Source organism: Streptomyces anthophorae, assembly GCF_049310305.1.
In the GTDB taxonomy this organism is placed as follows: Bacteria; Actinomycetota; Actinomycetes; order Streptomycetales; family Streptomycetaceae; genus Streptomyces.
In genome coordinates this window covers 7354102-7375000 of the sequence record NZ_JBLWQQ010000001.1, presented here as the reverse complement: position 1 = coordinate 7375000, position 20899 = coordinate 7354102, and the positions used below count along the sequence as shown (strand labels likewise).

The 20899-nt window shown below is 70.8% G+C and carries 14 protein-coding genes and 1 pseudogene; 9 read left to right on the top strand and 6 right to left on the bottom strand.

The window, feature by feature from the left end:
* Positions 1–589: 589 nt before the first annotated feature.
* Positions 590–1039, top strand: a complete 450-nt coding sequence (locus ACNYS0_RS33495; RefSeq protein ID WP_422478981.1) for a PTS sugar transporter subunit IIA — start codon at positions 590–592, stop codon at positions 1037–1039.
* Positions 1040–1113: 74 nt separating this feature from the next.
* Positions 1114–2784, top strand: coding sequence for a phosphoenolpyruvate--protein phosphotransferase (gene ptsP, locus ACNYS0_RS33490; RefSeq protein ID WP_422478979.1), 1671 nt, complete (start codon positions 1114–1116; stop codon positions 2782–2784).
* Between the two features lie 72 nt (positions 2785–2856).
* On the opposite strand, the gene ACNYS0_RS33485 is transcribed toward ptsP, so the two are convergent.
* Together ACNYS0_RS33485 and ACNYS0_RS33480 are read right to left on the bottom strand one after the other, a co-directional pair.
* Positions 2857–3759 carry a hypothetical protein gene (locus tag ACNYS0_RS33485; protein WP_422478977.1) on the bottom strand — a complete coding sequence of 301 codons (903 nt, stop codon included), beginning with the start codon at positions 3757–3759 and terminating at the stop codon, positions 2857–2859.
* A 100-nt stretch (positions 3760–3859) separates the two neighbouring features.
* Positions 3860–5833 carry an acetoacetate--CoA ligase gene (locus ACNYS0_RS33480; RefSeq protein ID WP_422478975.1) on the bottom strand — a complete coding sequence of 658 codons (1974 nt, stop codon included), beginning with the start codon at positions 5831–5833 and terminating at the stop codon, positions 3860–3862.
* Between the two features lie 215 nt (positions 5834–6048).
* Here ACNYS0_RS33480 and ACNYS0_RS33475 point away from each other — a divergent pair, with 215 nt between their 5' ends.
* Positions 6049–8406 carry a glycoside hydrolase family 31 protein gene (locus ACNYS0_RS33475; RefSeq protein ID WP_422478973.1) on the top strand — a complete coding sequence of 786 codons (2358 nt, stop codon included), beginning with the start codon at positions 6049–6051 and terminating at the stop codon, positions 8404–8406.
* 48 nt (positions 8407–8454) lie between these two features.
* Here ACNYS0_RS33475 and ACNYS0_RS33470 read toward each other — a convergent pair whose 3' ends face one another.
* Positions 8455–8991 (bottom strand): NUDIX domain-containing protein, encoded by a 537-nt coding sequence (locus tag ACNYS0_RS33470; RefSeq protein ID WP_422478971.1) that lies wholly within the window; start codon positions 8989–8991, stop codon positions 8455–8457.
* A 71-nt stretch (positions 8992–9062) separates the two neighbouring features.
* Here ACNYS0_RS33470 and ACNYS0_RS33465 point away from each other — a divergent pair, with 71 nt between their 5' ends.
* The 6 genes from ACNYS0_RS33465 to glpK all read left to right on the top strand — a co-directional run bounded on the left by ACNYS0_RS33465 (position 9063) and on the right by glpK (position 16050).
* Positions 9063–9872: a M15 family metallopeptidase gene (locus ACNYS0_RS33465; protein WP_422478969.1), complete on the top strand. Its 810-nt coding sequence runs from the start codon at positions 9063–9065 to the stop codon at positions 9870–9872.
* A 161-nt stretch (positions 9873–10033) separates the two neighbouring features.
* Complete coding sequence (locus ACNYS0_RS33460) at positions 10034–10492, top strand: Zn-ribbon domain-containing OB-fold protein (RefSeq protein WP_422478967.1); 459 nt, start codon at positions 10034–10036, stop codon at positions 10490–10492.
* Positions 10489–11679: a lipid-transfer protein gene (locus ACNYS0_RS33455; protein ID WP_422482846.1), complete on the top strand. Its 1191-nt coding sequence runs from the start codon at positions 10489–10491 to the stop codon at positions 11677–11679. The genes ACNYS0_RS33460 and ACNYS0_RS33455 overlap by 4 nt, the downstream gene beginning before the upstream one ends.
* 96 nt (positions 11680–11775) lie before the next feature.
* Positions 11776–13425 (top strand): GGDEF domain-containing protein, encoded by a 1650-nt coding sequence (locus ACNYS0_RS33450; protein WP_422478965.1) that lies wholly within the window; start codon positions 11776–11778, stop codon positions 13423–13425.
* 314 nt (positions 13426–13739) lie between these two features.
* A complete protein-coding gene (locus ACNYS0_RS33445; protein WP_422478963.1) occupies positions 13740–14483 on the top strand; it encodes an MIP/aquaporin family protein in 744 nt (247 codons plus the stop codon).
* Positions 14484–14526: 43 nt separating this feature from the next.
* Entirely contained in the window at positions 14527–16050 is a 1524-nt protein-coding gene (gene glpK / locus ACNYS0_RS33440) for a glycerol kinase GlpK (protein WP_422478961.1), read from the top strand.
* A gap of 118 nt (positions 16051–16168) precedes the next feature.
* On the opposite strand, the gene ACNYS0_RS33435 is transcribed toward glpK, so the two are convergent.
* The 3 genes and pseudogenes from ACNYS0_RS33435 to ACNYS0_RS33425 all read right to left on the bottom strand — a co-directional run bounded on the left by ACNYS0_RS33435 (position 16169) and on the right by ACNYS0_RS33425 (position 20898).
* Positions 16169–16771 carry a GTP-binding protein gene (locus ACNYS0_RS33435; protein ID WP_422478959.1) on the bottom strand — a complete coding sequence of 201 codons (603 nt, stop codon included), beginning with the start codon at positions 16769–16771 and terminating at the stop codon, positions 16169–16171.
* Positions 16752–20448, bottom strand: a pseudogene (locus tag ACNYS0_RS33430) (hydantoinase B/oxoprolinase family protein). The gene ACNYS0_RS33435 and the pseudogene ACNYS0_RS33430 overlap by 20 nt, the downstream one beginning before the upstream one ends.
* 54 nt (positions 20449–20502) lie before the next feature.
* Complete coding sequence (locus tag ACNYS0_RS33425) at positions 20503–20898, bottom strand: DUF742 domain-containing protein (protein ID WP_422406033.1); 396 nt, start codon at positions 20896–20898, stop codon at positions 20503–20505.
* Between the last annotated feature and the right edge of the window lies 1 nt (position 20899).

Sequence of the window (20899 nt, the reverse complement as noted above, 5' to 3'; positions counted from 1 at the left end):
TTTCAAAGGAACCTCGTCCCAGCGGATGCTGGAGACGGGGTATCAACAAATTTTGGCGTTGATTTTTGGCACGCTGTTGAGTTCTCAAGGAACGGACGCTTCCTTTGTACTCACCCTCTCGGGCTTTCCTCCGGGCGCTTCCCTTCGGGTCTTGCTTTTGTTCTTGCTGTTTTGCGTTTCCGACTCTATCAGACCGTTTCACCGGCCGATTTCCTCGGGTTTGACGCCTGCCTTCTGGAATTCCGCTTTCGCGGCTCTTTCGGCGAGGTCAAACACTACCAGTCTTTTTCCGGCCCGCTTGCCACACTCCTGCAGGCATGCAGAAGTAAGGTTCGCATTGCAACTTAGGACTTGATAGATGCTGCTGAGGTGTTGGACGCTCGAGGCGTCGGCTGACTCCCTGGCAGGGGTACGACAGTACATGGGGCCCGAGCTTCGGCGCAAATCGTTTGCCCGCGGCCCCTACGTCCGCCAACCGGGACCTCTCGTAGGGAACCGGGACTTTTTATGACTTACGCTTCTGAGCAGTACGCCGTCCAGGACAGGCAGTGACGGCGACCCTGAATCTCCGCCCCCTGGGAGGCTTGCCATGACCAGTGTGACGTCCCCGCTCACCGGACGCGCCATCGGGCTCTCCGCTGTTCCTGACCCGGTGTTCTCCGGTGCGATGGTCGGCCCCGGCTCCGCCATTGACCCCGCGCGCGAGGCGTCCGACGCCGTGGCTCCGGTGGACGGCATCGTGGTGTCCCTCCACCCGCACGCCTTTGTCGTCGTGGATGAGGAAGGCCACGGTGTGCTGACGCACCTGGGCATCGACACTGTCCAGCTCAACGGCGAGGGCTTCGAGCTGCTCGTCAACAAGGGCGACACCGTGCAGCGCGGGCAGGCCGTGGTCCGCTGGGACCCGGCTGCCGTCGAGGCGGCCGGCAAGTCCCCGATCTGCCCGGTCGTTGCCCTCGAGGCCACGGCCGAGTCCCTTTCCGGTGTCGTCGAGGACGGTGACGTCAAGGCCGGCGACGCGCTCTTCGGCTGGAAGTGACGCTCTCCGTCACTGACGGACGGCAGGAAATCAACGCGGCGGCAGCGCTCGCCGCACTATCGGAGACGGGTGAGATGGAGACAACGCTGCGAGGCGTCGGCGTGAGCCACGGTGTGGCGATCGGCGAGGTTCGGCACATGGGGACGGCGGTTCTTGAGCCGCCGGCCAAGCAGATTCCGGCCGAGGACGCAGAGCGCGAACAGGGGCGCGCCCGCCAGGCCGTCGAAGCTGTCGCGGCCGACCTGATGGCGCGCGGCAACCTGGCCGGTGGCGAGGCCCAGGCGGTGCTCGAGGCCCAGGCCATGATCGCCCAGGACCCCGAGCTGATGGCCGACGTCGACCGTCGTGTCGCCGTCGGGAGCACGGCCGAGCGCGGCATCTACGACGCGTTCTCGCACTACCGCGAGCTCCTCGCCGGAGCCGGCGAGTACATGGCGGGCCGTGTCGCCGACCTGGATGACGTGCGCAACCGCATCGTTGCCCGGCTCCTCGGCGTGCCGATGCCCGGCGTTCCGGACAGCAACAAGCCGTACGTGCTCATCGCCCGTGACCTCGCGCCCGCGGACACCGCGCTGCTTGACCCCGCGCTCGTTCTCGGTTTCGTCACCGAGGAGGGCGGGCCGACCAGCCACAGCGCGATCCTGGCCCGGGCCCTGGGCGTACCGGCCGTGGTGGCGCTTCCCGGTGCCGGTGAGCTCGCCGAGGGCACCGTGGTCGCCGTCGACGGCAGCACCGGTGAGATCTTCGTGGACCCCAGTGCGGAGAAGCGGGCCGCGATGGAGGCCGCTGCGGCCGAGCGCAAGGCGGCGCTGGCCGCTTCGACCGGTCCCGGTGCCACCTCTGACGGGCACAAGGTGCCGCTGCTCGCCAACGTCGGCGGCCCGGCGGACGTGCCCGCGGCGGTCGAGGCGGGCGCCGAGGGTGTCGGTCTCTTCCGTACCGAGTTCCTGTTCCTGGACGACAGCAAGAACGCTCCTTCCGAGGGGAAGCAGGTCGAGGCGTACCGGCAGGTGCTCGAGGCGTTCCCCGAGGGTCGTGTCGTGGTGCGGGTGCTCGACGCCGGCGCCGACAAGCCCCTGGACTTCCTGACGCCCGGCGACGAGCCCAACCCGGCTCTGGGTGTGCGCGGTCTGCGGACGCTGCTCGACCACCCGGAGGTGCTGCGCTCGCAGCTGACCGCGCTGGCCAAGGCATCCGAGGGGCTTCCGGTCTACCTCGAGGTCATGGCGCCGATGGTGGCCGACCGCGCCGACGCCAAGGCGTTCGCCGACGCCTGCCGTGAGGCCGGGCTGCAGGCGAAGTTCGGCGCGATGGTGGAGATTCCGTCCGCCGCGCTGCGTGCCCGGTCGGTGTTGCAGGAGGTCGAGTTCCTGTCGCTCGGCACCAACGACCTGGCCCAGTACACGTTCGCCGCCGACCGTCAGGTCGGTGCCGTGTCGCGTCTGCAGGACCCATGGCAGCCCGCGCTGCTCGACCTGGTCGCGCTGTCCGCGGACGCGGCGAAGGCCGAGGGCAAGAGCTGCGGTGTCTGCGGTGAGGCCGCGTCCGACCCGCTGCTCGCGTGTGTCCTGACCGGTCTGGGTGTCACCTCCCTGTCCATGGGTGCCGCTTCGATTCCGTACGTGCGGACCACGCTCGGCAAGTACACGCTGGCCCAGTGCGAGCGCGCCGCCGCTGCCGCGCGTGCCGCGGAGTCGGCGGAGGAAGCGCGCAACGCCGCTCAGGCCGTGCTGTCCGGCGAGTAAGCGAGCACGATCGGTGCCTTCGGAGGGCGCTCCGCCTTTGGGCGGGGCGCCCTTCGCGTTTGTCCTCAGGGGTCAGTGCACATGCCTCCCTTCCGGGTTCGTGTCGTCCACTTCGGGTGCGGTGCAGTAGTTCACGCCGGGTTCCGGAGCGGACAGGTCGCCGGAGTCCGCGTCGGTGCAGTAGGCGTCGAAGACCCGGCCCCCGGGGATCGGCCGGAGTCCCTCGTCCTTCAGGTGCCAGCCGTGGACGCGGGCCTCCTCGCCGGTGACCGAGCTGCGCACGATGACCGCGCTGGCGCGCCGGGTGACGATCGCCAGCGCCAGCACGGCCGTGACTTCCATGGCCGCGGACTCATCGATCCTGACCGTGCCGGGTTCCGTGGCGTCCACGTGCAGGGCGGCGTGCAGGGACTCCCTGTCGGTGAGCACGCTGCACACCCAGTGGTGGGCGCCCTCGCCGAGCGCCTCGATCACTCGGGAGACCAGGTAGGAGGCCCTGGCGAAGGCCATGCGTCCGACGTCCTGTCCGCAGACGGCGCAGGCGCCTGTCCGGGACAGGACGGACGTCGCGAACTCCCACGTCGCTTGGCGGACCGCCTCTTCCACGAGCTCCGGGACGAGGTCGGCCATGGGCTGTCCCTGGTAGGCGACCAGAGGTCCTGAGGCCGCGAGTTCCGCGGTGAAGCGGGTGCGGCTGCCCGCGGTGTCCGGGTCCAGGCCCTCCGCCCTGCAGAAATCCGTGAACTCTGCAGGGTCGAAGAGCGTGACCGTGGTGTATCCGCCGGCCGCGGCCTGGGCTTTGAGCAGCCCTTCGACTTGGCGCAAGTACGTCGTGTGGTCGTCGAAGGTGAAGCTGCGGTAGAGCCGCATGGCCTCGAAGTCCTGCTCATCGGCCAACAGGCCGATGGTTCCGGCCACTTCGCGGCGCAGGACGCACCGCATGCTGGTCGTCCGGCTGTGTTGCGTGTGCCCCATGATTCCCCCTGAGCGCGCTTGAACGATGCTCACTCAGAGTAATCGGGGGCACTGACAACGCTACGTTCGGCGACGGTGCACCGTCGGTGTCGGGCTCCGGTCAGGCTCGCTTGCGGGCGATCTCCTCGTAGAACTTGAGGAGGTCGAGGTTGTCGATGGAGCCGGGGTTGACCGCCTTTTCCAGCGGGGTGCCCTGGAGCAGGCGCTTGACGGGGACCTCGATGCGCTTGCCGGTGAGGGTGTGCGGGACGCCGGGGGCCTCGATGACCTCGTCGGGAACGTGGCGCGGGGAGAGCTGTTCGCGGATGACCTGCTTGATGCGGGCGCGGAGCGCGTCGTCGAGGACCGCGCCCGGTGCGAGGTGCACGAAGAGGGGCATCCAGTAGCCGCCGTCGGGCTGTTCCAGGCCGATGACGAGGGACTCGCGGATCTCGGGGAGCCGCTCCACGGCCTCGTAGATGTCGGCCGATCCCATCCGGACGCCCTGGCGGTTGAGCGTGGAGTCGGAGCGGCCGTGGATGACGACGGAGCCGCGTTCGGTCAGCGTGATCCAGTCGCCGTGGCGCCAGACTCCGGGGTAGGTGTCGAAGTAGCTGTCGTGGTACCTGCTGCCGTCGGGGTCGTTCCAGAAGCGGATCGGCATGGAGGGCATGGGGTTGGTGACGACGAGTTCGCCGACCTCGTCGGTCAGGGGGGCTCCTGCGGGGTCCCAGGCCTGGAGGTCCGTGCCGAGAGCGGGGGCCTGGAGTTCGCCGATGTGGACGGGGAGCGTCGGTACGGCTCCGGCGAAACAGGAGCAGACGTCGGTGCCGCCGCTGACGGAGGCGATCCACAGGTCCTCTCGGACCTCGTCGTGGAGCCAGCGGAAGCCGTCCGGCGGGAGCGGGGAGCCCGTGGTGGCGACGCACTTGACGCGGGAGAGGTCATGGTCGCGCGCGGGGTGCACGCCGGCCTTGCGGCAGGCCATGACGTACGCGGCGGAGGTGCCGAAGAGGGTCGCGCCCGTGCGTTCGGCGATCGCCCACTGGGCGCCGGTCTCGGGGTATCCGGGGCTGCCGTCGTAGGTGACGATCGTGGTGCCGGTGAGCAGGCCGCCGACGAGGAAGTTCCACATCATCCAGCCGGTGGACGTGTACCAGAAGAAGCGGTCGTCGGGGCCGAGATCGCAGTGCAGGCCGATCTGCTTGAGGTGCTCGACGAGGATGCCGCCCTGCGACTGCACGATGGCCTTGGGCAGGCCCGTGGTGCCGGAGGAGTAGAGCACCCACAGCGGGTGGTCGAACGGCACGTCTTCGTAGACGGGCGTGACGTCGGCCGAGGTGAGTGCCGACCATTCCAGGGCCCCCTCGGGAGCCTTGGTGCCGAGGAGCGGGATGTGCACCACCGCGCGCAGGGAGGGCAGCTCGTCGCGGAGTTCCTGAACGGTTTCGCGACGGTCGTGCTCCTTGCCGCCGTAGCGGTAGCCGTCGACGGTGAACAGGACGACGGGCTCCACCTGCTGGAAGCGGTCCAGGACGCTGCGTGCGCCGAAGTCGGGGGCGCAGGAGGTCCACACGGCTCCGACGGCCGCCGTGGCGAGGAGGGCGGCCGCGGCCTCGGGGATGTTGGGCAGGTAGCCGCTGACCCGGTCACCGGGGCGTACGCCGAGCGCACGCAGCTCCGCGGCCAGGGAGCCGACCTGGCGGCGCAGCTCGGACCAGGTGACGGGGCGGGGCTCGTGGGTCTCGTCGACGTGGAGGATCGCGGGGGTGTCCGCGCGGGCCGGGTCGTCCGCCGTGCGCAGGGCGTGCGCGGCGTAGTTGAGCGTGGCCCCGGGGAACCACTGGGCGCCGGGCATGTCACGGTTGCCGAGCACGCGCGTGTACGGGTGCGTGAAGCGCACGTCGAACCACTCGGTGACGGCCTTCCAGAAGGTTTCGAGTTCGGTGACCGACCAGCGGTGCAGCGCCTCGTAGCCACCGTCGGCGGGAGCGCCGTGCTGCTCGGCCGCCCAGGCCTGGAACCGTGTGATCTGGGCGTCGGCGATCTGCTGCCGATCGGGCTGCCAGAGCGGTGACGGGTTCACGGTGGACATGATGCGGCTCCAGGAAGTGCGTGCTCGGCGTGTGCGTCCTCGGCGCGCACCGCGGAGTGTGCGCCTGACGCGGCTCACTGGACGATGCCACGTGATCGACTTCGGCACCAGGGTGTATCCCACATAGTCGGCCTCGTGAAGATGTGCTGGCACCACGGATGAACGGCAGTTGAACGCGGCACGCACGCGTGCGCCTCGGTGGCAGGGTGAGCAGCATGGATGGTCGTGACCTGGTGCGCTTGGCGAAGGCGGTCTCGTCCGTGGGGCCGGCCCATGGGCTGCGTTCCCTTCGGGCGTCGTGGCGGCACCGTCGCGCGGACTCTGTGGGCCTCCCCCGGCGGGGCATCGAGCGGGCCCGGGTCCCGGGTTCCGTGGTCGGTGCGACGCCGGAGCCGGGCGGCGGCCTGGTGCGGTTCACGCGGTCCCGGCTGCGCATCACCGTCACCGTGAGCGGCGCTCTCTTCTGGGGCTGGGACGGGGCCGAACCCGAGCCCTCGTACGCGCTGTCCGGGCACTGCCCCGAGGCGGACCCGCGGGCGGTGCTCGAGCCGGACAAGGACGGCGGCTGGCGGGTGGTCTCCGAGCGGGTGACCGTCGTCGTCTCACGGCACGGCGCCTTGGAGGTGCGCACGCCCGGCGGGGTGTTGCTGCGCCGCGATCTGCCGCCCCGGTGGTGGGAGCCGGAGGGCGGTGGTGAGGCGCGCTGGGCGCAGCGGAGCGAGGTCTCCGCCGACGCACGCTTCTTCGGACTCGGGGCGCGCGCTTCGGGCCCGCGGCTGCGTGACGCGACGTATCGGCTGTGGAACACGGATCCGGGCGGCTCGTTCGGCCGGCGGGGCGATCCGTTGTCGCTCACGATGCCGGTGCAGGTGGTGGTCGCGGACGCGGGCACGCATCTGGTGTTCCACGACAACTCGTGGGACGGCACCGTCAGCCTCCGTGAGGGCAGCGAGGGTGCGGGTTCCGGGCACGACTGTGCCGGGGCGTCCGAATTGCGCATGGAGGGCGGCCCGTTGCGCTGCTGGGTGGTGGTGGGCACCCCCGCGCGCGTGCTCCACGTCTGGTCCCGGCTGACCGGTGCTCCGGCGGTGCCGCCGAGCTGGGCCCTGGGCCACCAGCACGCGCGTCGGGGGTTCGGGAGCGAGCAGGAGGTGCGTCGGGTCGTCGCGGGCTACAGGGAGCGACGGCTGCCCCTGGAGGCCGTCCATCTGGACATCGATCACTTCACGGCGCGACAGGCCTTCACCGTCGATCGTGAGCGGTTTCCCTCCTTGCCCAGGCTGGCCGAACAGTTGCGCGGCGAGGGCGTTCGGCTGGTGTCGATCGTCGACCCGGCGGTGAAGGTGCAGCGCGGCAACGCCCTGTACGACGGCGGGCAGGCGATCGACGCCTTCGTGCGGGACGCGGCGGGCCGGCCCGTGCGCGGGGTCGTGTGGCCGGGTGAGTCGATGTACCCGGACTTCACGGCGGAGCGGGTGCGCAAGTGGTGGGGCGGCCTGTACGAGGAGCGTCTCGCGCAGGGCTTCTCGGGTTTCTGGCACGACATGAACGAACCGGTGTCGTTCGCCGCCTTCGGTGAACCCACGCTCCCCCTGTCGTCCCGGCACGCGGTCGAGGGGCGGGGCGGCGACCATCGGGAGGCGCACAACGTCTACGCCCTTTGCATGGCACGGGCCGGCTACGAGGGGCTGCGCGAACTACAGCCGCAGGAACGGCCCTTCCTGTTCTCCCGGTCCGGCTGGGTGGGTCTGCAGCGCTATGGAGGGGCCTGGTCCGGTGACGTCGCCACCGGGTGGGCCGGCCTGCGGTCCTCGCTCTCGTTGGTGATGGGGCTCGGGTTGTGCGGGGTGCCGTACTCCGGGCCCGATGTGGGCGGGTTCGACGGGAAGCCGTCACCTGAGCTGTTCCTGCGCTGGTTCCAGCTGGGCGCCCAGATGCCGCTGTTCCGTACACGTTCGGCGCCGCGGGCGGGTCGGCGCGAGCCCTGGATGTTCGGCGAGGAGGTTCTCGCGCACGCGCGCGTGGCGCTGGAGGAGCGGCGCCGCCTCCAGCCGTACTTCATGACCCTCGCGCAGCTCGCCCGGCGCACCGGTGCCCCGTATGTGCGGCCTCTGTGGTGGGGTGCTCCGGAGGACCGGGCGCTGCGCGACTGCGAGGACGCCTTCCTGCTGGGCGACTGTCTGTTGGTCGCCCCCGTCCTGGAGCAGGGAGTCGACCGCCGCACCGTGCAGCTGCCACCCGGGCGCTGGTACGACACGGTGACCGGCGAAGTCTTCGAGGGGCCCGGGCAGGTCACTGTGGACGCCCCCTTGTCGCGCATTCCGGTACTCGCGCGTGGCGGGTCGGTGCTACCGGTGCGCGATCCGGGCGGGGGCGTCACCCTGGAGGCGTGGGCGCCTGCGCCGGGCCGTACGGGCGGTGGCCATGCGGCGCGGGACGCCGGGGACGGCTGGGAGGAGCCGGAGATCGAACGGTTCCGGGTGCGCTGGAGCAAGGGGCGGGTGGTCGTCGAAGCGGTCGGGGAGAACGGGGAGGGCGAACCGCCGTACCCGGTGCGGGTGCGCGGCCTGTGAGCCCCTTTCGGCGCTGGGTGGCGCCGGCTGCCCAAGGGCCTGCGGCTCCTACAGGTAGCGGCCCTCGAACCAGGCCTTGACCGCCAACGTATGGAGCGGAAAAGCCAGTTCGGTCGGGCGGCGCAGGAGGTGCCAGCCCTCCGTCTCGTCCGTGGCCACGCTGGCGGGCAGGAGACCCGCAGGGCGCTCGGGCAGGAGGCCGAAAAGCAGCAGGTGGCCGTCCGGGGCGCTCATGGCGTCCACGAGGCGCACGTCGCGCGCCGCGGCGACGATGCCCGTCTCCTCCTGGAGTTCGCGGACGACGGCGCGGCGCCAGTCCTCCCGGTCGTCGATGAAGCCGCCCGGCAGAGCGGGCTCCCCGCGCGCGGGGGCGATGGTTCGGGTGATCGCGACAAGAGCGGTGCCCACCGTGTCGTACACCGGTTGCAGGGCGATGGCCACGGGGAGCGGGTTGCGATAGGCGACGGAGTCACAGGCCCGGCAGGTGCGGGGCCAGCCGTGCACCTCGGCCCCGTAGGCGGCCCCACAGCTCGAACAGTGGGAATCCGGGACGGGGTTGACCGTGGAGTGGGTTGATGCGGACACGGCGCGGACTGTATCCGATCACTCGGCCGCGGTCTTCCCCGGTGGGCCCGGCTCCTGATAGGAGCTGATCCATGACTCGAGCCTCCACCGCTCTGCGGAAACTCGCCGCCCTGTCCGCCGCCGCGCTGCTCGGCGTGGCCGCCGCGCCTTCGGCGGCCCATGCGACGCCCGACCCCAAGGCGCCGAAGGACTTCGTGGCGCTCCATGACGTGGACCCCACGATCATCCAGGAAATGCGCTACTACACGCAGCACGACTTCATGGGCGTCCCGGTCGACGGCTACAAGAAGCCGATGTGCCTCCTCACGAGACCTGCCGCGCAGGCGCTGCACAAGGCGCAGCTCGGCCTCCTGAAGAAGGGCTACTCGCTGAAGGTGTACGACTGTTACCGCCCGCAGCGCGCGGTCGACCACTTCGTGCGCTGGGCGAAGGATCTCGACGACCAGAAGATGAAGGCGGAGTTCTACCCGCGCGTGGACAAGACCCGTCTGTTCGCGGACGGGTACATCGCGGAGAAGTCGGGTCACAGCCGTGGCTCCACCCTGGATCTGACCGTCGTGCAGCTGCCCGCCCTGCCCACACGTCCCTACGAGCCCGGAGAGAAGCTCACGCCTTGCTACGGGCCGAAGGCGGAGCGGTTCCCCGACAACTCGCTGGACATGGGCACCGGGTTCGACTGCTTCGACACGCTCGCCCACACGGACGATCCGCGGGTCCAGGGCGTGCAACGGGCCAACCGGGACCTGCTGCGGGACGCGCTCGGCGCGCAGGGGTTCGTGAATCTTCCGGAGGAGTGGTGGCACTACACGTACAAGCCCGAGCGCTACCCGGACACGTACTTCGACTTCCCGGTCTCCAGGCGCTCGCTGACGGGGCGGTGACGCGGCGGGCGCGACCGGAAGCACCCCCGTGGATCCCGGTCGCGCCCACACCGATCACTGACGCCGGTCGGGCACGGACGGTTCTGCGGGACCCCTGACGTCATTCGGTTCCCCGTGGCACACTTCTGACGTTCCGTCAGATTTATTGCCGGGGAGGCACTGTGGCGCGTACGCGTACACCTGTCGTGGCCGACTGGTTCAGCGGAGAGGGGGACGGCTTCCGTCTGCTGGGCACGCGCTGCTCCGCGTGCGCCTCGGTGTTCTTTCCGCGTGAGGACGGGGCCTGCCGCAACCCCGCCTGCGCGGGCGGGGAGCTGGTGGAGCTGCCACTGTCGCGGCGTGGGCGCGTCTGGTCGTACACGGACGCCAGGTACCGACCACCGGAGCCATATGTGTCGGACCGGGAACTCCCGTGGCAGCCCTACGCGTTGATCGCTGTGGAGCTCGAGGCCGAGCGTCTCGTCGTGCTCGGCCAGGGGGCTCCGGGCGTCTCCGTGGCCGATCTCGCGGTCGGCATGGAGGTGGAGCTCGTACCGGGCATGCTCAACGAGGAGGGGGACGACGAGACCGGGACGACGTGGACGACGTGGCACTGGCGGCCGACGGGGGTGACGGCATGACGGGGGACGTGGCGGTTCTCGGCGCGGGCATGCATCCCTGGGGGAAGTGGGGGCGCAGCTTCGTCGAGTACGGGGCGGCGGCGGCGCGGGCCGCGCTCGCCGACGCCGGGGTCGACTGGCGCGACGTGGGCTCGATCGTCGGCGCGGACACGGTGCGCGGCGGCTATCCCGGCTACGTGGCGGGGGCGACGTTCGCCAAGGCACTCGGGTGGCAGGGCGCGCGGGTGGCCAGCGTCTACGCGGCCTGCGCTTCCGGGGCCCAGGCGGTCAACACGGCGCGGGCGCAGATCCTTTCGGGGCTCGCGGACCTCGTGCTCGTGGTGGGGGCCGACGCGGCACCCAAGGGGTTCTTCAAGCCCGCGGGCGGTGACCGGCCTGACGACCCCGACTGGTTGCGCTTCCGTGCGCTCGGGGCGACCAACCCGACGTACTTCGGCCTGTACGCGCGCCGGCGCATGGCCGTGCACGGGGACACGCTCGAGGACTTCGCCCAGGTCAAGGTGAAGAACGCCGCCTCCGGCGCGCTGAATCCGAACGCGCGCTACCGCAAGACCGTGACGGCCGAGGAGGTCGCCGCGTCCGCCGTGGTGGCCGATCCGCTGCGGTTGCTCGACATCTGTGCCACGTCGGACGGCGGGGCGGCGCTGGTGTTGTCCAGCATGGAGTTCGCGCGGCGGCACGGAGCGGCGGACCCGGTCCGTATACGGGCGGTGTCGACGGTGACGCCGACGTATCCGAACACCGTGCTCGACCTCCCGGACATCGCCACGGACTCGGCCGCCGGGGTCGCCCCCGAAGGCCCGACGTTCCGCGCCTCGATCGCCCGTGCCGCCTACGAAGAGGCGGGGATCGGCCCCGAGGACCTGTCCCTGGCGGAGGTCTACGACCTGTCCACGGCCCTGGAGTTGCAGTGGTACGAGGATCTCGGGCTGTGCGGCGAGGGTGAGGGCGCGAAGCTGCTCAGGGAGGGCGCGACCGCCCCCGGAGGCCGCATACCCGTGAACAGCAGCGGTGGACTCGCCTCCTTCGGTGAGGCGGTTCCGGCGCAGGCGATCGCCCAGGTCTGCGAGCTGACGTGGCAGTTGCGGGGTGCGGCGGGCGAGCGGCAGGTGGCGGGCGCCAGAGCCGGGATCACGGCCAACCAGGGCCTGTTCGGCCACGGTTCGTCGGTCGTGGCGGTGCGCTGACCACCCTGTGCGCACGCTGCGTGGCCGTACGGGAATGCTGCGTGAACAGCGCGTGAACCGGCCCTGCGGGCGCTTGTGTGACGCCATCATGCTGGCGTGCACACCTGGCCCGACAGCCTCCGCTTCGCCTTCCAGCCCGTGGTCAATCTGGCCACGGGGTCGGCCGCGGCTCTGGAGATCCTCGCCCGCCCCGAGTCGGGTGACGTACTCGCGCGGGCGCACCGCGAGCCCGAGCTCGACGGCGACCTCGCCGCGTTGGCGATCCGGGACGCGGCACGCAGGGAGACGCTGCTGCCGTTGCACGTGAACGTGTTCGCGGGCACGCTCGCCGACCTGGGCGGTCTTGATGCGCTGCGGCGCGCGGTGCAGGATGCGGGCCGGCTGCCGTGGGAAGTGACCGTCGATGTCGGCCCGCCGTTCACGCACGTACCGCACCGCGCCCTCCTGGAGGGTGTCGCGGCGCTGCGCAAGGAGGGCTTCCGGGTCTGCGCCGACGGCGTGGGCGACGGCGACGTACCGCTGCGGCTGCTCGACGATCTCGCGCCGGACCTGATCAAGCTCGACGCCTCGCTGCTGTCGCGCGGGGCGACGGTGCGGGCCATGCGGACGCTGTGCGAGGAGATCGGCGCACTGCTCGCGGTCGAGGGCGTGGAGACCGAGACCCAGTGCATGGCGGCCCGCGACGCCGGGGCGCAGCTCGCGCAGGGCAACCTGTTCGCCCCGGCGGCCCGGTTGCCGATCTCCGAGGTGTACGTGCCCGAACTGCCCCCGGCCCTCGGCTCGTCGCGACCGACCGGGCCGCCGGTGCGGGACTTCGTTCGGCCGGCGGCCCTGCTGCCCGATTCGGCGTCCGCGGAGCAGGTGCGGCGCCGGCTCACCGGCGCGGCCGAGGTGACCGGGGTGCTGCTCGTCGACGCCGCCGGGGTGCCGGTGCGGTCGGTGCAGCGGGACCGCTTCCTGCTGTCCCTGTCCACGCGCTACGGGCACGCGCTGTACGCCGACCGGCCCGCCGCGCGGCTCGGCGACCGGCCGCGCACCGTGGGCGTCGCGGCGACCGCCTGGGAGGTGCTCGACGTGGTCGCGGACGGCGAGCACACCCGCACCGCCGACGACGTCGCCGTGGTGGACGACGACGGTCGCTGCGTCGGCGTCGTCCGCCTCACCGACCTCGTACGGGCGCTCGCCGAGAGCCGGGTCGAGGAGGCCGCCGGGCTCAACCCGCTGACGCGGCTGCCGGGTTCGGACACCGTGACGGGCGAGCTGGACCACTGGGTGGCGCAGGGCCGCGGCTTCGCCCTGAGCTGGCTGGACATCGACGGATTCAAGCAGGTCAACGACGGTGCCGGGTTCGCGGCGGGCGACGAGCTGATCCGTGCGGTGGGGCAGGTCCTCGCGCGTACGGAGTCGGAGTCCGTGCGGGTGGGGCACATCGGGGGTGACGACTTCCTGGTCCTGGCCGATCCGGAGCGGCTCGGTCCACTCGCGGCCGCCATGCTCGACGCCCCCTGGTCGGCGGGCGGCAGGGCGGTGACGCTGTCGCTGGCCACGGTGGTCTGCCCGCCCGGCAGCGTGGCCGACCACCGGCAGGCGGCGGCGCTCCTCGCCCCGCTCAAGAAGGCCGCGAAGGCGCTCACCGGGGCGAGTTGGGTGTGCGGCCAGGCGGGGCGCGAAGGTTTCGACGTGCGCCGCGGCGCTCGCGCGACCGCTGCCGCGCACGATCCGAGGGGAGCGCCGGCCACCGGTTAACCGTTGCCGTCCACGACCTTGACGCTCCAGTACGGCCGGTGAACACTTCCGGGTGTCAGTCGGCATCGCCGCAAATCGGCCCACCGCTGCTCGGGGCACCGCCTGTCCCAGGTGCGCTTTCCTGCCGGGTTGTGGCAGGTCAGGGCCGCTCCCCCACGTGTGGTTCCGACTGTGCGGGCACGCTCGTCACGGACGCCGGGCGGGGCGCGGGGCTTCCCTGCCCACGGCAGCCGTGGTTCAGAACCAGCCATGGAAACGCACCCTGCACGGAGGACCGGGGAGCACTGCCCCCGGGCGAGGGCCTAGGAGCCGCCATGAGCAACGGAGACATCTTCATCGGTGAGGTCATCGGCACCGCGATTCTGATCCTTTTCGGCGCGGGCGTCTGCGCCGCCGTCACCCTGAAACACTCCAAGGCGAGGGCCTCCGGGTGGGTCGTCATCGCGTTCGGCTGGGGCTTCGGCGTGCTGGCAGGCGCCTATACCGCCGCTCCGCTGTCGGGCGGTCACCTCAACCCCGCGGTCACCATCGGCATCGCGGTCGACACCGGCAAGTGGGACAAGGTCTGGGTCTATCTGCTCGGCCAGATGGTCGGCGCGATGATCGGCGCGGTCCTCGCCTACCTGGTGTATCTCGCACAGTTCAACGCCAACGTCGGTTCCGGCGAGGGGTCCGCGGAGGACGGCCCGACGCCGACGCTCGGCATCTTCTCGACGATCCCCGAGATCCGGAACCTGGTCGCGAACCTGCTCACCGAGATCATCGCGACGGTCGGTCTCGTCCTGCCCATCCTCGCGTTCGGGCTCACCAAGGGACTCGGCGAGTCGGGCACGCAGGTACTGATCGTGGCGCTCCTGGTCGTCGGCATCGGCCTGTCGCTCGGCGGGCCGACGGGTTACGCGATCAACCCGGCCCGCGACCTGGGCCCGCGCATCGTGCACCAGTTCCTTCCCATCCCCAACAAGGGGACGTCCGACTGGGGTTACGCTCTCGTCCCCGTCGTCGGACCGCTCGTCGGCGGCGCGCTGGCGGGGGTCATCTACAACGCAGCGTTCTGAAGCTCAGAGACACACTCGAACGTCTTCTTACGAAGGGGTAGCCATGCCCGACACTTCCGTGAAGTACGTCGCCGCCATCGACCAGGGCACCACCTCGAGCCGCTGCATCATCTTCAACCAGGACGGCGAGATCGTCGCCGTCGACCAGCGCGAACATCGCCAGATCTTCCCGAAGCCGGGCTGGGTGGAGCACGACGCCACCGAGATCTGGTCCAAGGTCCAGGCCGTGGTCGCGGGCGCGATCGCCAAGGCGGGGCTGCGCGCGGACCAGCTCAGCGCGCTCGGCATCACCAACCAGCGGGAGACGACGGTCCTTTGGGACCGGGCCACCGGCAAGCCCGTGCACAACGCGATCGTGTGGCAGGACACGCGGACCTCGGCGCTCTGCAACGAACTGGGCGGAACCGACGGGCAGGACCGCTTCCGCGACACGACCGGCCTGCCCCTGGCGAGCTACTTCTCCGGGCCCAAGGCGGCCTGGCTGCTCGACAACGTGCCGGGCCTGCGGGCCAGGGCGGAGCGCGGGGAGCTGGCCTTCGGCACGATCGACTCGTGGCTGATCTGGAACCTCACCGGCGGCACCGACGGCGGCGTGCACGTCACTGACGTCACGAACGCCGGGCGCACCATGCTGATGAGCCTGGAGACCCTCCAGTGGGACCCGTCGATCCTGTCGGCGATGAACGTGCCGGAGTCGCTGCTTCCGGAGATCCGTTCGTCCGCCGAGGTGTACGGCACGGCTGTCGGTCAGCTGGCCGGCGTCCCGGTCGCCTCGGCGCTGGGCGACCAGCAGGCGGCCGTGTTCGGACAGGCCTGCTACGACACCGGCACCGCGAAGAACACCTACGGGACGGGCAGCTTCCTGCTGCTCAACACCGGAAACCGGCCGGTGCCCTCGAAGAACGGCCTGCTCACCACCATGGGGTACAAGATCGGCTCCGAGGCGCCCGTGTACTGCCTCGAAGGGTCGATCGCGATCACGGGCGCCCTGGTGCAGTGGTTCCGAGACCAGCTCGGCATCATCAAGACCGCCGACGAGATCGAGACGCTCGCGGCGAGCGTGGACGACAACGGCGGCGCCTACATCGTGCCCGCGTTCTCCGGCCTGTTCGCGCCCTACTGGCGCTCCGACGCGCGCGGCGTCGTCACCGGCCTCACCAGGTACGTCACCAAGGCGCACCTGGCGCGTGCCGTTCTGGAGGCGACGAGCTGGCAGACCCGCGAAGTCGTCGACGCGATGTACCAGGACTCCGGCGTGCAGATCACGACCCTGAAGGTCGACGGCGGCATGACCAAGAACAACCTGCTGATGCAGCATCAGGCGGACGTCCTGGACGTGCCCGTGATCCGGCCCAGGGTCTCCGAGACGACCTGCCTGGGCGCCGCGTACGCCGCCGGGCTCGCGACGGGCGTGTGGAACGACCTGGACGAGCTCAAGGCGCACTGGCAGCGCGACGCCGAGTGGACTCCCGCGATGGACGCGGGCACCCGGGACCGCGAGTACCACAACTGGCGCAAGGCCGTGGAGAAGAGCTTCGGCTGGCACGAGGACGGAGACGGCGCGTAGGTCACATCCACGCGCGTATGTACGCGCGCGTGGTGACGTACAGCCATGCACGCGCGTAGGCGGCGGTTCACACCCCGGTCGGCGGGGGTGCGGACCGCCGCTGCACGTGCCGGGGCTCTCAGGTCGCGGCGGGCTGTCGGCGCTCGGCGGCTTCCGCGGCATGGCCGACGACCGCGATCAGCACGTCCTTCACCGATTCCTTGTCGCGCGCGTCGCACAGGATCACCGGGACGTCCGGGTCGAGGTCGAGTGCCTGGCGGACCGCTTCGGCCGGGTGGCGGTCGGCGCCGTCGAAGCAGTTCACTCCGACGATGAACGGTATGGAGCGCCGCTCGAAGTAGTCGACCGCGGCGAAGCAGTCCTCCAGGCGGCGGGTGTCCGCGAGGACGACCGCCCCCAGCGCGCCGGTCGCCAACTCGTCCCACAGGAACCAGAAGCGGTCCTGGCCCGGTGTGCCGAAGACGTAGAGCACCAGGTCGTCGCGGAGCGTGATCCTGCCGAAGTCCATCGCCACCGTGGTGGTGCTCTTGCGTTCGACGCCCACGGTGTCGTCCACGGGGCGCCCGGCCTCCGTCAGGACTTCCTCCGTGCGCAGCGGCCGGATCTCGCTGACCGCGCCGACCAGCGTCGTCTTGCCCACGCCGAAACCGCCGGCCACCAGGATCTTGAGCGTCACGGGCTCGACGGGGGCCTTACGGCGCTCAGAACGCCCGAAGATCATGACTGTGTCTCTCCTGCCTCGCTGGTGTCGCTGTCTCGGGTACTGCTGCTCGCCTCCGGCGGCCCGTAGCCGCCGCCTCCGGGCGTTTCGACGACGAGTACGTCGCCGGGGGCCACGTCGGCCGTGTCGCTGCCGTCGAGGCGGGTGACGGTGCCGTCCACGCGCTCCACGGAGTTGGCGCCGAGCGCTCCGGGGGCGCCACCCGCCATCCCGTAGGGCGGCACCCTGCGGTGCTGGGTCAGCGTGGAGACGGTCATCGGCTCCCGGAAGCGAATCCGCCGCACGGCGCCGTCCCCGCCCGGCCAGCGGCCCGCTCCCCCGCTGCCGCGCCGCACCGCGAACTCCTCCAGGAGGACGGGCAGCCGCCATTCGAGGACCTCGGGGTCGGTGAGCCGCGAGTTCGTCATGTGGGTCTGCACGACAGGCGCCCCGGGGAAGCCATCCCCGGCGCCGGAGCCGGAGGCCACCGTCTCGTAGTACTGGTGGCGCGCGTTCCCGAAGGTGATGTTGTTCATCGTGCCGGAGCCCTCGGCCTGCACGCCCAGCGCCCCGTAGAGGGCGCCGGTGATGGCCTGCGAGGTCTCCACGTTGCCCGCGACGACGGCGGCGGGCGGCTCGGGCGAGAGGAAGGACCCGGGTGGCACGACGATGTCGAGGGGCCGCAGGCAGCCGTCGTTGAGCGGGATGTCGTCGCCCACGAGCGTCCGGAAGACGTACAGGACGGCAGCGTTGACGACGGCGAACGGGGCGTTGAAGTTCGTGGCGAGCTGGTCGGAGGTTCCGGTGAAGTCGACGGTGGCGCGGCGCTGTGCGCGGTCCACGCTCACGCGCACGCGGATGACCGCGCCCGAGTCGGTCTCGTAGCCGAACTCGCCCTCCTCAAGGGTGTCGATGACGCGTCGTACGGAGTCCTCGGCGTTGTCCTGTACGTGCTTCATGTAGGCGAGCACGACGTCCAGGCCGAAGTTCTCGATCATGCGGGCGACTTCGTCGACGCCCTTCTGGTTGGCCGCGATCTGGGCGCGCAGGTCGGCGAGGTTCGTTCGCGGGTTGCGCGAGGGGTACGGCGCCTCGGTCAGCAGGCGCAGCGTCTCCTCCTCGCGGAACCGGCCGGCCTCCACGAGCAGCCAGTTGTCGAAGAGCACGCCCTCTTCGTCGATGGTGCGGCTGTTCGCGGGCATGGAACCCGGGGCGATGCCGCCGATCTCGGCGTGGTGCCCGCGCGAGGCGACGTAGAACAGGATCCGGTCACCGTCCGTGTCGAAGACCGGGGTGATCACGGTGACGTCGGGCAGGTGCGTGCCGCCGTGGTACGGGTCGTTGACGGCGAAGGTGTCACCGGGCCGCATGGTCGCGCCGCGGCGGCGGATGACCTCCTTGACGCTGGTGCCCATCGAGCCCAAGTGCACGGGAATGTGCGGGGCGTTGGCGACCAGGCCGCCGTCGGGGTCGAAGAGCGCGCAGGAGAAGTCCAGGCGTTCCTTGATGTTGACGGACTGCGAGGTCGACTCGAGGCGGGCGCCCATCTGTTCCGCGATCGACATGAAGAGGTTGTTGAAGACCTCGAGCCTCACCGGATCGAGTGATGCGTCGGCTTCCGCGCCCGGATCGGAACTCTCTGTAACCGCCGACCGTTCCATGATCAGGTGGCCGTCGTCCGCGAGGGCCGCCTGCCATCCGTCGTCGACGACGGTCGTCGAGCCGTCCTCGGCGATGATCGCCGGCCCCTGGACGGGCTCGCCGGGCGGGAGTTGGGCCCGGTGGTGGAGGGGCACATCGCGCCAGGAGCCGCCGGTGTGCAGACGGACGGTGGCAGAGGCGGTCGGTTCAGTCGGGGCAGTGGTGCGGGGTGCGAGGTGGGAGAGATCGGGGGGATCGGTCAGGCCAGTGGCTTCTACGGAGAGTGATTCGACGACGAGCGGTCGGTCCAGGGTGAAGGAGTAGTGAGCGCGATGACGTTCTTCGAAGGCGCGGGTCATGGCGTCGGGTTCGGCGAGTTCCACGGTGAGCGCGGTGTCCGTGCCGTCATAGCGGAGCTGGGCCCTGCGGACGATCCGGATGCGCTGCTCCGGGACGTCCTCGGCGCGCAGTTCCTCGCGTGCGGCGCTCTCCAGGTCGTCGGCGGTCTTGAGGATGTGCGGCATCGAGGCGGCGTCGACGGTGGCCTCGACGGACTGCTCCCGCATGGCCGTGGTGTCGGCGAGCCCGATGCCGAGCGCCGAGAGGACGCCTGCCATGGGCGGTACGAGGACCGTGCGGATGCCGAGTTCGTCGGCGACCTTGCACGCGTGCTGGCCACCGGCACCGCCGAAGGTGGTGAGGGCGTAGCGGGTGACGTCGTGGCCCTTCTGCACCGAGATGCGCTTCACGGCGTTGGCAATGTTGGCCACCGCGACCTGGAGGTAGCCCTCGGCCACCTGTTCAGAGGTGCGCGCGTCACCGGTCCGTTCGCGGATCTCGGCGGCGAGGGCGGTGAAGCGCTCGCGTACGAGAGCGTCGTCGAGCGGCTGGTCCCCTTCGGGGCCGAACACCCGCGGAAAGTGGGCGGGTTGGACGCGTCCGAGGGCGACGTTGGCGTCGGTGACCGTGAGCGGCCCGCCGCCCCGGTAGCAGGCCGGTCCCGGTACCGCGCCCGCCGAGTCGGGGCCGACCCGGTAGCGGCTGCCGTCGAAGTGCAGCACGGAACCGCCGCCCGCCGCGACGGTGTGGATGTCGAGCATGGGCGCCCGCAGCCGTACGCCGGCGATCTGCGTGGTGAGGACCCGCTCGTACTCGCCCGCGAAGTGCGAGACGTCGGTGGAGGTGCCGCCCATGTCGAAGCCGATGACGCGGTCGAAGCCGGCGCGCCCCGACATCCGGGCCATGCCCACGATGCCGCCCGCGGGCCCGGACAGGACGGCGTCCTTGCCGCGGAACTGCCCGGCCTCCGCGAGCCCTCCGTTGGACTGCATGAACATCAGCCGCACACCGGGGAGTTGATCGGCGACCTGGCGCACGTAGCGGCGCAGGACGGGCGAGAGGTAGGCGTCGACGACCGCCGTGTCGCCCCGTGGCACCATCTTCATGAGCGGGCTGACCTCGCTGGACAGCGAGATCTGCGGGAAGCCGATGCGCTCGGCGAGGGCGCCGATCGCGCGCTCGTGGTCCGGGTGGAGATGACTGTGCAGGCAGACGACGGCCACCGCCCGAATGCCGTCCTCGTAGACCCTGCGCAGGGAGACTTCGAGGGAGTCGAGGTCGAGCGGTGTGAGCACTTCGCCCTGCGCGTCGACGCGTTCGTCCACCTCGACGACGCGCTCATGGAGCAGTTCGGGCAGCTCGATGCGGCGGGCGAAGATGTGGGGCCGGTTCTGGTAGGCGATCCGCAGGGCGTCGCGGAAGCCGCGCGTGACGACGAGGGCGGTCGGTTCGCCGCGGCGCTCCAGGAGGGCGTTGGTGGCGACGGTGGTGCCCATGCGTACGGAGTCGACGGATTCCGCGGGGTCGCCCGGCCGACCACCGGACTCCGGCTCCGCGCCCTCGGCGAGGAGTTCACGGATCGCGAAGACAGCCGGGTCGGCGTAGCGCGACGGATGGTCGGAGAGCAGCTTGTGTGTGACCAGGCGGCCGTCGGGCCGTCGGGCCACGACATCCGTGAAGGTGCCGCCTCGGTCGATCCAGAACTGCCAGCCTGCCACTCGTGTCTCCCGCCGTCCGCCCCGTTCCTGTGCCTCGCAGGCTCCGCTGTCGGATCAGAGCGCTCTGAGGCCGTCGATCACGTCGCGGAGAATACTCGTGTCGGGCAGCTGGGCCGGTGGGACCGGCCGCGTCACATGGACGAGTTCGTCGTCGACGAGATCCCCGATGAGGACACGCACGACTCCGATCGGAAGATCGAGCTCCGCGGCCAGTTCGGCCACGGACTGCGGGGCGTCCTGGCAGAGCTCGACGATGTCGACGTGTTCCGGCGACAGCGTCTGGTCCTTCACGGGGTCGCCTTCGCGCTGTTCGGCGACGACGACCGCGATCAGGTCGAGCCGGTGCTGGGCCGCGCTGGTGGTGCGGCCGCGCGTCATGGCGTACGGGCGTACGACGGGACCCGCGTCGTCGTCGAACCAGTGATGCGTCTCGTGACCGTCTGGTCTCATG

Coding starts and splice junctions, on each gene's coding strand:
- ACNYS0_RS33425 (WP_422406033.1), bottom strand. CDS start 20,898: ATGAGACCAGACGGTCACGAGACGCATCACTGGTTCGACGACGACGCG.
- ACNYS0_RS33495 (WP_422478981.1), top strand. CDS start 590: ATGACCAGTGTGACGTCCCCGCTCACCGGACGCGCCATCGGGCTCTCC.
- ptsP (WP_422478979.1), top strand. CDS start 1,114: ATGGAGACAACGCTGCGAGGCGTCGGCGTGAGCCACGGTGTGGCGATC.
- ACNYS0_RS33435 (WP_422478959.1), bottom strand. CDS start 16,771: ATGATCTTCGGGCGTTCTGAGCGCCGTAAGGCCCCCGTCGAGCCCGTG.
- ACNYS0_RS33480 (WP_422478975.1), bottom strand. CDS start 5,833: ATGTCCACCGTGAACCCGTCACCGCTCTGGCAGCCCGATCGGCAGCAG.
- ACNYS0_RS33485 (WP_422478977.1), bottom strand. CDS start 3,759: ATGGGGCACACGCAACACAGCCGGACGACCAGCATGCGGTGCGTCCTG.
- glpK (WP_422478961.1), top strand. CDS start 14,527: ATGCCCGACACTTCCGTGAAGTACGTCGCCGCCATCGACCAGGGCACC.
- ACNYS0_RS33475 (WP_422478973.1), top strand. CDS start 6,049: ATGGATGGTCGTGACCTGGTGCGCTTGGCGAAGGCGGTCTCGTCCGTG.
- ACNYS0_RS33465 (WP_422478969.1), top strand. CDS start 9,063: ATGACTCGAGCCTCCACCGCTCTGCGGAAACTCGCCGCCCTGTCCGCC.
- ACNYS0_RS33455 (WP_422482846.1), top strand. CDS start 10,489: ATGACGGGGGACGTGGCGGTTCTCGGCGCGGGCATGCATCCCTGGGGG.
- ACNYS0_RS33445 (WP_422478963.1), top strand. CDS start 13,740: ATGAGCAACGGAGACATCTTCATCGGTGAGGTCATCGGCACCGCGATT.